This is a genomic window from Myxococcus sp. AB056 (genome assembly GCF_006547365.1).
Lineage (GTDB): Bacteria > Myxococcota > Myxococcia > Myxococcales > Myxococcaceae > Myxococcus > Myxococcus virescens.
In genome coordinates this window covers 21,655-35,986 of the sequence record NZ_VHLB01000019.1, presented here as the reverse complement: position 1 = coordinate 35,986, position 14,332 = coordinate 21,655, and the positions used below count along the sequence as shown (strand labels likewise).

13 protein-coding genes are annotated in these 14,332 nt (G+C 67.9%); 11 read left to right on the top strand and 2 right to left on the bottom strand.

The window, feature by feature from the left end; genetic code table 11:
* Position 1 precedes the first annotated feature (1 nt).
* From FMP39_RS11325 to FMP39_RS11310, 4 genes are all read left to right on the top strand, one after another.
* A complete protein-coding gene (locus FMP39_RS11325; protein WP_141589930.1) occupies positions 2 to 1,105 on the top strand; it encodes an efflux RND transporter periplasmic adaptor subunit in 1,104 nt (367 codons plus the stop codon).
* Positions 1,106 to 1,559: 454 nt separating this feature from the next.
* Complete coding sequence (locus FMP39_RS11320; protein WP_228557882.1) at positions 1,560 to 2,954, top strand: hypothetical protein; 1,395 nt, start codon at positions 1,560 to 1,562, stop codon at positions 2,952 to 2,954.
* A gap of 618 nt (positions 2,955 to 3,572) precedes the next feature.
* Positions 3,573 to 3,857, top strand: coding sequence for a hypothetical protein (locus FMP39_RS11315; RefSeq protein WP_140795161.1), 285 nt, complete (start codon positions 3,573 to 3,575; stop codon positions 3,855 to 3,857).
* Positions 3,858 to 4,000: 143 nt separating this feature from the next.
* Positions 4,001 to 5,392 (top strand): ammonium transporter, encoded by a 1,392-nt coding sequence (locus FMP39_RS11310; RefSeq protein ID WP_141589929.1) that lies wholly within the window; start codon positions 4,001 to 4,003, stop codon positions 5,390 to 5,392.
* 75 nt (positions 5,393 to 5,467) lie between these two features.
* Here the strand turns inward: FMP39_RS11310 and FMP39_RS11305 are convergent, their stop codons facing one another.
* Positions 5,468 to 6,151, bottom strand: coding sequence for a GNAT family N-acetyltransferase (locus FMP39_RS11305; RefSeq protein ID WP_090493417.1), 684 nt, complete (start codon positions 6,149 to 6,151; stop codon positions 5,468 to 5,470).
* A 162-nt stretch (positions 6,152 to 6,313) separates the two neighbouring features.
* On the opposite strand from FMP39_RS11305, the gene FMP39_RS11300 reads away from it, so the two are divergent.
* The 7 genes from FMP39_RS11300 (at position 6,314) to FMP39_RS11275 (ending at position 13,235) form a co-directional block, all read left to right on the top strand.
* The gene (locus FMP39_RS11300) at positions 6,314 to 8,317 is read left to right on the top strand and encodes a serine/threonine-protein kinase (RefSeq protein ID WP_141589928.1); all 2,004 of its coding nucleotides are present in this window, start codon (positions 6,314 to 6,316) and stop codon (positions 8,315 to 8,317) included.
* Between the two features lie 61 nt (positions 8,318 to 8,378).
* The gene (locus tag FMP39_RS11295) at positions 8,379 to 9,182 is read left to right on the top strand and encodes a hypothetical protein (protein ID WP_228557881.1); all 804 of its coding nucleotides are present in this window, start codon (positions 8,379 to 8,381) and stop codon (positions 9,180 to 9,182) included.
* A 14-nt stretch (positions 9,183 to 9,196) separates the two neighbouring features.
* Positions 9,197 to 10,021: a hypothetical protein gene (locus tag FMP39_RS11290; protein WP_141589926.1), complete on the top strand. Its 825-nt coding sequence runs from the start codon at positions 9,197 to 9,199 to the stop codon at positions 10,019 to 10,021.
* Between the two features lie 362 nt (positions 10,022 to 10,383).
* Complete coding sequence (locus FMP39_RS11285; RefSeq protein WP_141589925.1) at positions 10,384 to 11,799, top strand: L-serine ammonia-lyase; 1,416 nt, start codon at positions 10,384 to 10,386, stop codon at positions 11,797 to 11,799.
* 123 nt (positions 11,800 to 11,922) lie between these two features.
* Complete coding sequence (locus FMP39_RS11280; RefSeq protein WP_141589924.1) at positions 11,923 to 12,582, top strand: SRPBCC family protein; 660 nt, start codon at positions 11,923 to 11,925, stop codon at positions 12,580 to 12,582.
* Between the two features lie 156 nt (positions 12,583 to 12,738).
* Complete coding sequence (locus tag FMP39_RS37400; protein WP_194858361.1) at positions 12,739 to 12,906, top strand: hypothetical protein; 168 nt, start codon at positions 12,739 to 12,741, stop codon at positions 12,904 to 12,906.
* Entirely contained in the window at positions 12,900 to 13,235 is a 336-nt protein-coding gene (locus FMP39_RS11275) for a hypothetical protein (RefSeq protein WP_228557900.1), read from the top strand. Before FMP39_RS37400 ends, FMP39_RS11275 begins: the two co-directional genes overlap by 7 nt.
* Before the next feature lies 1 nt (position 13,236).
* Here FMP39_RS11275 and FMP39_RS11270 read toward each other — a convergent pair whose 3' ends face one another.
* On the bottom strand, positions 13,237 to 14,271 hold the full coding sequence (locus tag FMP39_RS11270; RefSeq protein WP_141589923.1) for a hypothetical protein: 1,035 nt from the start codon (positions 14,269 to 14,271) through the stop codon (positions 13,237 to 13,239).
* Positions 14,272 to 14,332: the final 61 nt, after the last annotated feature.

Genomic DNA, 14,332 nt, shown 5'->3' with positions numbered 1-14,332 from the left:
AATGCGTACACGAGCGAACCGCTGGTGCATCCTGCTGACCCTCGGCGGGTTGGCGAGTGTGAGCGGCTGCCGGACCGCGGAGCCCTCCATGGAGGCCACCGTTCCCACCGCGCGCGCGGCCACGGAGACCTTCCGGGTCGAGGCATCCCGGCTGGCGTCGAACCTGCGACTGCCGGCCGAGCTGGTCGCGGACCAGACGGTGGACGTGTACGCGAAGGTCAACAGCTACGTGAAGCACCTCCGAGTGGATATCGGCGACGTCGTCAAGAAGGGCGACCTGCTGGTGACGCTCGAAGCGCCGGAGATTGAAGCGCAGCTCGCATCCGCCAGGGCGCGGTGGGCCGCGATGGAGGCGCTCCATGTCGCGTCGAAGGCCAGCTACGAGCGCACCGTGCGGACCAGCGCGACCGAGGGGGCCGTGGCCCACGACGCGGTCGACCAGGCGCGGGCGAAGGAGCAGGCGGATGCAGCGCAGGTGGTCGCCGCCAAGGCGCACTACGACGAGCTCCTGGCCATGCGGAGCTACCTGGTGATGCGGGCACCCTTCGATGGCGTCGTGACGGAACGAAACGTGGAGCTCGGGACCTACGTGGGGCCCTCGGGCCGGGGCTCGCACAAGCCGATGCTGGTGGTGCGGGCCGTCCAGAAGCTTCGGCTCCACGTGTCGATTCCAGAGGCGTACAGCCCCTATGTCCACCTGGATGAGACCGTGAAGTTCACCGTACGCTCGCTCCCGGGGCGCGAGTTCTCCGCGCGCATCACCCGGAGGGCGCGGGCGCTCGACGCGGAACTCCGCGCGGAGCGAATCGAGGCAGACGTCGACAACCCGGACGGGGCGCTCCTGCCCTTGATGGTCGCCGACGCGAGCATTGCGCTCTCCTCGCAGGGGCCCACCGTCGTGATTCCCCGGACGGCGCTGGTGGAGAGCGGAATGGGCACCTACGTCCTGCGGGTGCAGGATGGCGCGGCGAAGCGTGTGCCTGTCTCGCGCGGCATGCGTGCCGGCGAGAAGGTCGAGGTGTTCGGCGCGATTGAGACTGGAGACGTGCTCGTGTTGAAGGCGTCGGAGGAGATGAAGGACGGAATGGCCGTTGCCGGTGGCTGAGCTCCGCCCAGGTCGGCCTGAGTCGTCAACTGGCCGGGCACCGGAAGCGGATGGGAGGGTGTGCATAAAGCTGCACACCCATCATTCGTCTCTTTGATTGGAATATTTCCAGGACCGCCATGTACAACCGCGCCTGTCGGCGGGCTGCTCGCTCCAAGCGAGGGGCCGCAAGACAACGCACACCTCCCGCTGGCGGCCGGGCCTCTGGGCACTCATTGGACGAATCATGTCGATGAGCCGTTCACTCGCATTACCTCTATTGCTTTGCCTGACCGCGTTGGGATGCTCGGACCCAGAACCGTCTTCTCCGACTCCCGACGCGGGCCCATTACCTGATGCGGGCCCATTACCCGACGCGGGCCCTTCTCCGGACGCGGGCCCTTCTCCGGATGCGGGCCCTTCTCCGGATGCGGGACCGGACGAGGACCCGGCCCTCCAGGTGCGCATCCAACGCATGCGACGCTACCACTCGCCCGGCGGAGTCGAGATGCGCCCCGAGGACTTCGAGAGGACGCCCATCTCCCTCTTCGTCGCGGACGGAACCTCGCTGAACGAAGTTCCGGGGAGAATCGGCGGCCCTGGAGAGTTCATCTTCTCGAACGTGCCGGACGGAACGTATTACGTAAAGGTGGGCACGGACTACGTCGTCACCCGCGCGCGTGACGTGGACCTGAGCATCAACCTCATGGGACGCCCCGATGTTCGGCTGCAAGACAGGTCATTCGCCTATGCGGACATCGCGCTGACTCACTTGGAACCCTGGCAGTACAGCCCCTTCCCAACGCCACCCGAGGCGCCGGGCTCCTCGCTGGAAATCATGTCCGAAGAAGTTCCCCTCTCCGCGATTCTGGCGGTGTCTGACGGACTCACCGAGGGCCAGACCTCATGGAACAACTCGGGCAGGAGTGTTGACAACGCGGACACTGTTCCAGTCTTCGAACGAGAACGCGGGGATAGGATTTGGGTGCACCAGTACGCCCCGCGACAGGCCGAGGCGCTGCCCGATGGCACTCCACTCGGATACAGCGCCATCGTGCGTTCCGCTCAGCTGGCCCCGCTCGACTTCGACGGCACCCACCTGATGCCCATCCAAGGAAGCCTCCAAGCTGTGCCCAGCACGCATTCACTCTCCGTGGACTGGAAGGTCTCCGACTTCAAGGCCCTCGCCGAGCAAACGCATCCAGGCGCCCAGGCGCGTCCTCTCGTGCTCTCCATCGTCACCACCATCCCCGGGGAAGCGGATGTGAGGGTTCCCACGAATGGCCCCATCCTCGCGGCGATGTTGCGCCCCCCCTCCATGGCGGAGGATGTCCAGACCACCCTCGTCTATGGCAACCCCTATCCCTCCAACCGGGATGTGCTGGTTCGTGCCTACCTGAGCCTTCGCATTCCCCGCACCCCCGGTGCGAATCAGTTTTTCACCACCGGCTCAATTGCATGGGTGGACCGTGTTGCGAACCTCTCGGGCCAGCCCATTCGTCCCCTTGTACAACCGCCCCGTGCCTTGATGGTGGATGGGGCCGACGGATACCTCCCGAGAACGCTCACCAGCGGACCTCAGGTCATCTCCTGGCAGGCGCCTGCGGACGGCGCGCCCGACGGCTATGTCGTGTCATTCGGAGCCCCCTCTCGCGTGGGTGGCGAACGCATCTACCTCGCCGGGGACGCGACCTCCGTCGTCATCCCTCCGGACCTGCTTCCACCCGGCACCTTCTTTCTCCACATCGACGCGATTCGCTCGGAAGGCTATGCGCGCTCCGGACAGCCAATGACCGCGTATGACCATGTTCCGAGAGGCAGCGCGACCACGGTCAGCGGAGCGTTGACCCTCCCCGACTCCATTCACTGACGCCAGCGCTCGGCGGAGTCGGTGCTGGTACATCCGCACCGACTCCGTTGAGACTGACTGTTCTGCTTTGTCTCAAGCGAAGTGGGGACGGACGGCATCAACGGCTTCACCCTGGAGCCGAAGCGCTGGAACGGCGACGACTTCTTCGACCCCGCAGCGTCAGGGTGGTCTCCGAGCGCCTCGCCAGCCTCGTCCCAGAGCACGGGATGTCCAACGTGGAGCTCATCCCCACCGAGCGCGACGTCTGGGACCCGCTGCGGCGATTCACCGGCCCCACACACGAGTCCCCCCTTCGCGAGCCTGCTCCGGGTGTGCCCCCTGTTCGGCGTGAGGCTCTCCCCGTGCCGACCCCACGTTCGGTCGCTGCCTCATGCGTGCGTCCAAGCCACCCTGGGCAGGGCGTCATCGCGAGTGAACGAGGCCCGTACGGTCATCGTTCCCCCCGGGTCAACGCTACGCGAGCGCGACTTTGTACGTAGGCAAAGCATCTGCCTGTCCGCGCGACTGTCAGGGATGCGTCGTATGACTTGGCCTGCCGTCACGTGCGAGGCATGGACAAGCACCAACTCCGTGCTCCAGTGTGCGCGGCACCAACGCTCCTGACTCAGGGAAGAAGGCATGAAGACGAAGCTCGCCGCGGTGACACTGGTTGCATCCCTGCTCGCGTCGTCCGCCGCGTGGGCCGCGGTGACGGTGCGCTACTACAACCGCGATTCGCGCGACCACTCGTGGTCCGTGGTGTGTAGCGGCGTGAAGACGTCGGTGACGTTCGGCAAGAGCCAGACGGCCTCCGTCACCATCCAGGGCTCCGGGCCCTGCTCCGTGAAGACGGACGCGGGAACCGTGGTCCTCAAGGGCGGTGAAGACCTGGAAATCAAGGACGGGCGCATCCAGGTGAAGTGAGCCCCCGCCCGCCAGGACGCATAGACTTAGACTAAATCCGGACCATTTTAACCTACTTGGGCGCAGAATAATCTCAGTCCGGATTGAATCTAGCGCGAACTCGCCACATCCTGCATTGCGTCAGTCTTCCGAGTGGAGGCGCAATGAAGAAGTGGTTGGCGATGGCCCTTCTCGTGGGTGTGGGTGTGGCGGGGGTGCTGGTCGAACCGGCGGCGCAGGTGAAGCAAGGAGGGCCCATCGACACCGCGGACACGGCGTGGATCCTCACAGCCACCGCGCTGGTGCTGCTGATGACGCCGGGCCTGTCCTTCTTCTACGGCGGCATGGTGCGGCTGAAGAACGTGGTGTCCACGCTGCTGCAGAGCTTCATCGCCATGGCGGTCATCAGCCTGATCTGGGTGGTGGTGGGCTTCAGCCTGTGCTTCGGCGACAGCTTCCATGGGCTCATCGGCGACCCGCGAACCTTCTTCATGTTCAGCGGCGTGGGTGGTGAGACGCACCCGGACCTGGCGCCCACCATCCCCTTGATGCTGTTCGCGCTGTTCCAGCTCAAGTTCGCCATCATCACCCCGGCGCTCATCACCGGCGCGTTCGCGGAGCGCGTGCGCTTCAAGGCGTATGTGCTCTTCATGGTGCTCTTCACGCTCGTCATCTATGCGCCGCTGGCGCACTGGACGTGGCACCCGGAGGGCTTCCTCCGTCAGTGGGGCGTGCTCGACTTCGCGGGCGGCACGGTGGTGCACATGTCCGCGGGCTTCGCGGCGCTGGCTGGCGCGCTGGTGCTGGGCCGCCGCAAGGTGCACGTGGAGAACACGACGCACGCCCCCGCCAACATCCCCTTCGTGATGCTGGGCACGGGCATGCTGTGGTTCGGCTGGTTCGGCTTCAACGCGGGCTCGGCGATGTCGGCCTCGTCGCTGGCCACGCTGGCCTTCGCCACCACCAACACGGCGTCCGCGGCGGCGATGCTGGGATGGATTGCCTTCGACTGGCTGCGCGGCCGCAAGCCCAGCGCCATGGGCGCGTGCATCGGCGCGGTGGTGGGCCTGGTGGCGGTGACGCCCGCGGCCGGCTTCATCACCGTGGGGCAGAGCATCTTCGTGGGTCTGGTCGCCAGCTTCGTGAGCAACGCGGCGGTGCACTTCAAGAACCGCACCTCCGTTGACGACACGCTGGACGTCTTCCCCTGCCACGGACTGGGCGGCGTGGTGGGCATGGTGCTGACGGGCGTGCTGGCCAAGGACGTAGGCCTCATCCACGGCGAGACGCGCACCTTCATGATGCACATGCTGGCGCTGGTGCTGGTGTCGGTGTTCTCCTTCACCGGCGCGTTCCTGCTCTACAAGTTGGTGGACCGCATCGTCCCGCTGCGCGTCACCCGCGAACAGGAGGAAGAAGGCCTGGACCTGAGCCAGCACGGCGAGACGGTGGGCGAGTCCATCATCGCGCCCGCGCCACAGCCCGCGCTCACCGCGGCGACGGCGGTCGCCACCGAACCGGCGCCGGACGCCTCGCGCCTGCCTCAGCCAGCTTGAACGACACCGAAGTCCTGTGTCGCGTGCCGCCGCTCGGAGTCCCGGGCGGCGGCACCGTTCGAAGCCTGAGCAGCCTCAGCTGCTCTTCTTCCTCGCCGCGGGCGCGCGCCCCTTGCGTGCCGCGGCCCGGGTGGGCGCGGTTTCCGGCATGGGGCCCGTCGAGGGCGTCCCCGTCTCCGCGGTGGGCTTCTGCCGGCGCTTCAACCGGCGCGGCGGCAGCAGGTCCGGTTCGCCAGGCACCTTCTGCGCCATGAAGATGGCGGCATCCAGCTTGTAGAAGCTCCGCGTCCGGTACCACGTCAGGGCGGACTCGTTGTTCTCCGCCACCTCCAGGACCAGGTGCGTGCAGCCCCGCGTCCGGGCCAGGTGCTGGAGCTGATCCAACATGAAGCTGCCCACGCCCCGCCCCTGGTAGTCCGGGTGCACCGCCAGCTCCTCCACGAAGAGCGGCCGCATGCCCCGCTTCTCGAACCAGCGGGGGTTCACCCAGTTGTCGTCCCCGGTGGCCTCGAAGGCGCACTCCGAGTAACCGACGATGCTACCGTCCACCTCATAGAGGAGCTGTTCGATCCACTCCGAGGTGTAGACCTCCAGGAATCGCCGCTTGGAGCGAGGCCGCTGGTACTCCACCGTCTCCCGGTTCACGTCCCGGAAGACGAGCTTGAGGAACTCCCAGGTCCGGTTCAGGTCCCGCCTGTGGATGCGGCGCACTCGGACTTCGAGTGAGTCCGGGGGTTTGGGAGTCTTGGCCTTCGGCATGCGCCCGCCTCCTTAGCAGGCTGCCGGTGAGACGCACAGTCTCGTCGCGTGCTACGACCCGGCTGGGTGCACTGCGACATCAGGAGGGTTGCCTCATGGGGGGGTGGGAGGATGGAATGGGCGAAGTTTCCCCGGAATGCCCTGCCTGAGAGTCCCAGCCCCATGACCCTACCCGCTGACGGTGACCTCCGCATTGATGAGGTCCTGCGGAATACGTACAGGATTGTCTCCCTACTGGGACGGGGAGGAATGGGCTCGGTGTACCTGGCCCAGCACCTGCGGCTTCCCGGCAAGCAGGTGGCGGTCAAGGTGCTGCGTGGCGGCGACCACCTGACGCCCGAAATCTTCGCGCGCTTCCGCCGGGAGGCGGAGATTGCCTCGCGGCTGGGCCACCCCAACATCGTCGAGGTGCTCGACTACGACACCCTGGAGAACGGCAACCCGTTCCTGGTGCTGGAGTACCTGCGCGGTGAGAGCCTCCAGGAGCGCCTGGCGCGCGGGCGCCTGCCCATGGAGGACGTGGTCTCCTTCACCCGGCAGATGGGCTCGGCGCTCCAGGCGGCGCACGGCGCGGGCGTCATCCACCGCGACCTCAAGCCGGCCAACGTGTTCCTGGTGCCCACCGACTCCGGTGGCGTGGTGGGCGAGCGCGTGAAGTTGCTCGACTTCGGCATCTCCAAGGTCCTCAGCTCCACGACGGTGCAGACGCAGGAGGCGACCATCATCGGGACGCCTCAGTACATGTCTCCGGAGCAGGCCCAGGGGAAGAACCGGGACATCGACGCGCGCACGGACGTCTTCGCGCTGGGGTGCATCGTCTACGAGATGATGGCCGGCAAACCCGTGTTCGGCTCAGGCAGCCTCGCCCAGATGATCTTCCGCGTCGTCTATGAGCCGCCCGAGCCCCTGGCCCCGCTCTGTCCCGAGGCCACGCCGGAGGCCATCTCCGCGGTGATGCGCGCGCTCGCCAAGGGCGTGGACGAGCGCTACCCGGACGTCTCCTCCTTCATCGAGGACCTGACGGGCACGCCGCTGCACTCGCTGTCCACCACGGCGGGCAACCAGCCCGCCCCGCGTCCCCAGGCCCCGGCGTCCGGAATCGCGCTGCCATCCACGGGCCCGGACTCACTCTCCGCCACCGTCCCGCCCGGAAGCCTGAAGGTGGCACCGGACACGGGCCGCGAAGGCTTCGATTCCACGATGGCGCCCGGCACCGGACAACAGGGCTTCAGTCCATCCGCCACGGGGCAGATGGGCGTGGTGCAGGCGCAAGGCTTCAGTCCATCCGCCACGGGGCAGATGGGCGTGGCGCAGTTGTCCGCCGCATCGCTCATCGACCCGCCGGGCCTGGAGCCCACGCTCATCTCGAAGCAGGTTCCGGCCATCCCCGTGCCGGAACGCCCTGCTCAGCACCACACGGCCGTGAGCGTTCCCGTTCCCATCCCGGGCGCCGCCGAGGCCGATGCCGCCGCGGCGCAGTTGGCCGCCCCGTCCACGCCGGTCTCGCCGCCCCCCGCCGCAAAGGGGCGCGGTGCATTCATCGGCGCCACCGCGGCGGTCCTGCTGGCCTCCAGCGTGGGACTCATCTGGTGGATGAAGGGGGGCACCTCCGGCACGGGCTCGCCCACGACGCCCGTGGCGGACGCCCGCGCGCCCCAGGACGCGCGACAGGCCAACGGTGCGCGACAGGCCAACGGTGCGCAGCAGGCCAACGGCCCGCAGGCAAACGGCACGCAGCAGGCCAACGGCACTGAACAGGCCAATGGCACGCAGCAGGCCAACGGCACTGAGCAGGCCAACGGCACGCAGACTCCGCCGGACACAGAGAACCCGCAGCAGATGGTGGTGGCCACTGTCACCCCGCCCGACAAGCCGACCTCTCGCCCGGTGACGCGTCCCGAGCCCAAGGAAGAACTTCCCGAGCAGGTCCGCAAGCTGTTGAAGGAAGGAGAAAGCGCGTTGGCCTCGGGTGACGCCAGCCGCGCCATCGCGCTGGCACGCAGCAGCCAGCGCACGAAGCGCTCCATCGCGGCGTATTCGCTGCTCACCCGCGCCTACTGCCAGCAGAAGGACCTGGGCGGTGCGGTCAGCGAGTGGCCCAAGGTCGCGTCAGCGGAGCGTGCCAAGGTCAAGAAGTTCTGCCAGAAGCACGACATCGAGCTCTGAAACAGCGGGCCATCCGGGTTGGGGGGCCCTCATGCAACACGAGGTGATTCGCTTGAGAAACATGGTCGCAGTGATTGTCACGGCAGTCGCGCTGGGGGCGTCGCAAGCCCTGGCCGCCGCGCCGGTGGAAGCTGGCAAGGTGTACTCCGGTACGGAGGGCGAAGAGGTGGCCGTGGTGCCGCTCACGCCCCGTTCCGAAAAGAAGTTCATCCTGCGCGTGAAGGGCACGGGCTCGGAGTTCGACGGCCTGGTGTTCCCCTACGAGCAGAACGACTGGAGCACCCGCAGCACCGAGCAGTTCAACTACAGCACCCAGTGGCACGGCCGGAAGTACACGGCCCTGCACGTACGCGACACGAAGTACGAGCTCTACGTGCCCGGCCGCCAGCGCTCCATCCGCCTGGCCTATGACGAGAAGAAGACCGCCGCGCTGAAGCCGGAGGAGGTCTACGCGCAGCACCAGAAGCAGATGAAGGACGGCACCCTGGCGAAGCTGATGGCCTTCGACCGCAAGGGCGAGGAGTCCGGCCACAACAAGGAATTTGCCGCCACCCTCCAGGAGATGAACAACGCGTGTGGCACGTCCGTGGCCGCCCGCATCGACTGGAGCAGCATCAATGAGGACCAGCTCAAGGAGCTGAGCATCTCCAGCTTCTGTGGCACCCCGCTGACCAGCCTCAAGGACCTGTGTACGGCGTCCGCCATCGCGAAGCAGACCATCCAGGAGAAGGTGAAGCAGGTCAGCTGCCGCTTCGGCTCCGCGTTGGAGCCCAAGATTGAGGCGGACCGCGTCATCTGGACGACCTCTCGCGACGCCTCCAATCAGGACAAGTTCGCCACCAAGTACTTCAAGCAGAACCTGTAGTCGGAGCCTTCACGATGCGATTCCAGCGTTTCGCCTTCGCGGCGATGTCTTTCGCGTGTACCGCCGCCATGGCGGCCGAGCCCATCCAGCCCCCCTGGGGCAAGGAGTCCAACCTCGGCGAGAAGATGATGTTGGAGGCCACGTCGGTGTGCACCGACGGCAAGGGCCACTTCGTGGCACTCACGCCTGACGACGAGGACACCAACGCCGTCCTCTACTACGGCGATGAGAAGCAGCTCGTCCAGGTGCCCCGCCCCGGCCCCTACACGTCGGCCACGTCCTTCCTGGACCCGCGCTTCTTCAACAAGGGCGCGAACCCCAACTTCCGCGGCATCGACTGGCGGGTGATGTCGAGCGTGGAGATTGACCGCAAGGAGCGCACCTGCTCCCTGACCTGCGGTGAGAAGAAGATTCCCCTCACCATGCTGGACGGTGAGCCGGCCGCGGAGCTGCTGCGCAAGGCCACCTTCCATCCCAACCCACAGAAGTTCGTGCCCTACGCGCTGCTGCGCGACACCAAGGGCGCCTACTACTTCGTGGACCGTGGGTTCCACGAGGCGGAGAAGAAGAACTACCGCGTCTTCATCGGGCCGCGCGGCAACCTGAAGGCCCAGAAGATGACCAACGTCATCTCCGACTCCGAAGGCGAAATCTTCTCCACCAAGCGAGGGGACCTCCGCCTGCTGCTCGACAAGGCGAAGCCCGCCATGTGGATTGAAAACACCAAGCGCCGCCTGGAGCTGCGCCAGGTGCCCGTGGATGAGAACCTGCCGCTCATCTACAACGAGCTCGGTGTGTACGAAGGTGCCCGCCTGGGCACGCCCTGCGACGACCAGTAGCCGTCCGTCAGCACGAGGGCCGGGAGCCGGCGTCCCACGGACGTCTTCCCGGCCCTTCGTGTCTTTGGCGTCAGCAGCTCACGGACGCGGCAGCGACGCCTTCAACTGCGCCACGCTCGCCTTCGGCTCCCGCAGCGCGCCGTCGCTTGAGCCCGCCACTTCGACGCAGCGGGCCAGACATCGGACAGACAACGCACCGCGTCGAGTGCATCCCACGCGCACGGCACTGAGGCCTCTCGCCTGGAGTGCGACCCGCCGGCGCTCGTTGGACTTCCAATGACGTTCATCCGTCCACGCGGTGACATGCGCTTCGGCGGAGGGACACTGGGACGGAACTGGAAACGTGGCATGTTGCGCTCGCCATGGCCGTCAGCGTCTTCGACCTCTTCAAGATTGGAATCGGACCCTCCAGCTCGCACACCGTCGGGCCCATGCGAGCGGCGCGCATGTTCGCCCGGAAGCTGGCGGACACAGGCGTGCTGGAGCGGCTCACCCGGCTCAAGGTGGAGCTGTTCGGCTCGCTGGGCGCGACGGGCAAGGGCCACGGCAGCGACAAGGCCGTGGTGCTGGGCCTGATGGGCGAGACACCGGAGGCCGTGGACGTGGAGGCCGTGCCCGCCATCATTTCCCGCTGGCGCGCGGAAGGCCGCGTGGCGCTGCTCGGTCAGCGCGAGGTGACGTTCCGAGACGGCGAGCACCTGGTCATGCACCGCCGCCGCTCGCTGCCCTTCCATCCCAACGGCATGCGCTTCACCGCTTCCGGCGCGGACGGCACGGAGCTGGCGTCGACCGCCTACTACTCCGTGGGTGGCGGCTTCATCGTCGACGAGTCCGCCGCCGCGGCGGGCAAGGACCCGCTGAGCAAGGACACCACGCCGCTGCCCTTCCCCTTCCAGTCCGCCGCCGAGCTGCTGGCCCACTGCGAGCGCGAGCGCATGAGCTTCAGCTCGCTCATGCTCGCCAACGAGAAGACCTGGCGCGACGAGGCGGAGATTCGCGCCGGGCTGCTGCGCGTCTGGGATGTGATGCAGGCCTGCGTGCGCCGTGGCTGCACCAGCGGCGGCATCCTCCCTGGCGGCCTCAAGGTGGAGCGCCGCGCCGCGGGCATGTACCAGAAGCTCATCAGCCGTCCGGAGGCCGGCCTCACCAACCCGCTCACCGTGCTGGACTGGGTGAACCTCTACGCCCTGGCCGTCAACGAGGAGAACGCGGCGGGAGGCCGCGTCGTCACCGCGCCCACCAACGGCGCCGCGGGCATCATCCCCGCCGTCCTGCACTACTACTGGCGCTTCGTGCCCGGCGCGAACGAGGACGGTGTGGTGCGCTTCCTGCTCACCGCCGGCGCCATTGGCGTGCTCTACAAGGAGAACGCCTCCATCAGCGGCGCGGAGGTGGGCTGCCAGGGTGAAGTCGGCAGCGCCTGCTCCATGGCCGCAGGGGCGCTCACGGAGGTCATGGGGGGCACGCCGCTCCAGGTGGAGAACGCGGCGGAGATCGCCATGGAGCACAACCTGGGCCTCACCTGCGACCCCATTGGCGGACTGGTGCAGGTGCCGTGTATCGAGCGCAACGCCATGGCCTCCGTGAAGGCCATCAACGCCACGCGCATGGCCCTCCACGGCGACGGGCGCCACTTCGTCAGCCTGGACAAGGTCATCCGGACAATGCGCGACACCGGCCGCGACATGAAGGACAAGTACAAGGAGACGGCGCGAGGGGGGCTGGCCGCCAACGTGCTGGAGGTGGCCAACCTGAGCGTGGGCCTTCCGGAATGCTGAGCCGCAACCAATCTCCGTCGTAGTCGTTGTGCTGTGCGTGGGTTGCGTGGGGCGCCGGACACGCTTTAAGACGCGCGCCAGGAGCGCGGCCATCCCAGGCCGCCTCCTGAGGACCCACTCCCCATGCTCAAGAAGATTCTCGTCGGCCTCGCCGCCGTCATCCTGCTGTTCGTCGGCTTCGTCGTCACCCGTCCCGACACGTTCACCTATCAGCGCACCGCGGTGCTCCCCGTGTCCGCGGACATCGCCTTCGCGCTGGTGAGTGACTTCCGTCGCTGGACGGATTGGTCCCCCTGGGACGGGCTGGACCCGCAACAGAAGCGCACCTACTCCGGCCCGGAGTCAGGCACGGGCGCGGGCTACACCTGGGTGGGCAACGACCAGGTCGGTGAGGGCCGGATGACCATCACCGACAGCAAGGCCAACGAGCAGGTCACCATCAAGCTCGAGTTCATCAAGCCCTTCGCCGCCACCAACACCACCACCTTCACCTTCAGCGCCGCCGAGGGCGGCACCCAGGTCGCCTGGGCCATGTCCGGCGAGAACAACTTCGTGAGCAAGGCGATGAGCCTGTTCATGGACATGGAGGCCATGATTGGGAAGGACTTCGAGAAGGGCCTGGCGACCATGAAGGACGTCGCCGTGGCCGACGCGAAGAAGCGCGCGGAGGCCGAGGCCGCGCGCGTAGCGGAGGAGAAGGCTCGCGCGGAGGCCGAGGCCGCCGCTGCTGCTGTTCCGGCCGGGGAAGGTGCTCCCGCCGTGGCCGCGCCCGCCGTGCCGTGATGCACGCCTGACGCCACGAGGTCCGAGCGCGCGGTGGTGGACACTGCCACGCGCGCGAGTGCCGACTCGCCGACGTCCCCCCAAGCCGCATGGCCTCAGGGTGGACGCGGCCAGCGTAGACGGCGCCTTCACCTCTCTCGTTGGCGACAGGCTCCCATGAAACTGCGCAAGCCCTCGGCGAAGACCCGGCCCACCACGCTCAAGAGCGAAAGCCTCGAACCCCACCGGATGCATGCGGTGGGGAAGGTCCTCACCACGGACCAGGGCATTCCCATCTCGGACACGGACAACTCGCTGAAGGCCGGCATCCGCGGCGCCTGCTGACCTTCTCCACGGCGTCCTCCGTCATGTACGACGCCGTCTACGTGCCCGGTGGAGAGCAGAGCGTCGCGGCCCTGCGGCGCGTGCCGCTGGCGGTGGACTTCGTGCGCGAGGCCTACGTGCACTGCAAGGCGCTGGCGCTCTCCGCGGACGCCAACACCCTGCTGGACGCCGCGGGCGTGCGCGACCTGGAGGCACCGCCAAGCAAGGGCCTGGACGCCACGCGCGGCATCGTCCGCAGCGCGAAGGTGGAGACGAAGGGCTTCGGCCCGCTCTTCGCCGAATCCATCGCCCGCCGCCACTGGGAGCGTGAGGCCCCGCCCCCGGCGTAGCTCAGCCGCCTGAGCCCATCCGCCCCGCGAGCAGGCCCAGCACGAAGGCCAGCACGGCCAGCAGTCCCGCCCAGACGGGCGGGACGCCCTTCGCGGAGGCGGAAGGGCTCGCGACGCGCACCGCGCCCGCTTCCTCGGGGACGATGACGCGGACCTTGATGACGGCCTGGGTGAGCACGGCCTCCACGTCGGTGAGGAAGCGCTCGTACTCCTCGGCCTGCATCTCCAGCGGCTCGCCGTGGTGAAGCTCGTACCGCTTCGCCACCGCCTCGAAGTTGCGGAGCTGGGCCTCGCGCTTGGACACGTCCACCCAGCCACACGTCAGCGAGGTCCCCGCGCCCTTGCGAGGCACCAGGGAGATGGCCTGCCGCGCCAGCTTCCCGCCCGCGGTGCTGGGCCCTTCCGGCTCGTCGATGCGCAACACCCGGTGAGGGCCGCGGCCATACATCTTCGTCGACAGCGCGTCGCGGAGCTGCTCGGCCAGCAGCGCCGAGTGGTTCGCGAACATCGTCCGCAGCGCGGGAGCCTCTTCCGCGGCCACCACCTTCGCGCCCAGGGGCTCCAGCGGGCTCAGCCGCACCACGCCCACGCTGGCGGGGGACGCACTGGCCTTGGGCGGACTGGCGCGCTTCTCGGGGGCGCCCGGGGCCTTCGCCTCCGGGCCTCCGCGCGGCCTGGAAGGTTTCGGAGGCATGACCTCCGTGTGGACCTCGACAGGCGACGCTGGAGGCTCGGTCCGCGCGCTTCTGGCGGCGCCGCGTGAGCGCCCCGCCCGGACGGGCCTCGCGTCCGGGACGGGCCCCATCCGCGTCTCCAGCGCGGGAGGATCCAAGGGAGGCAGGTCCTCCTCGTGGGAGAAGGACTCCACGGGGCCCATGCGCGTTTCCTCGAAGCGAGGCTCCACGGGCTCCATGCGCGTTTCCTCCGGGCGCGTGAAGAGCGGAATGTCCCGCGTCGCGTCCTCGTCCTCTTCCGGGGCGATGCGTGGCTCCTCGGAACGCCCCGGGCGACCGGGCCGCCTCTTCCCGTCAGACATGTCCGTCCCTCTCCGGGGCGAGCATACTTCAAGGCCGGGCCGGCGCCCCTTCACGGACGCC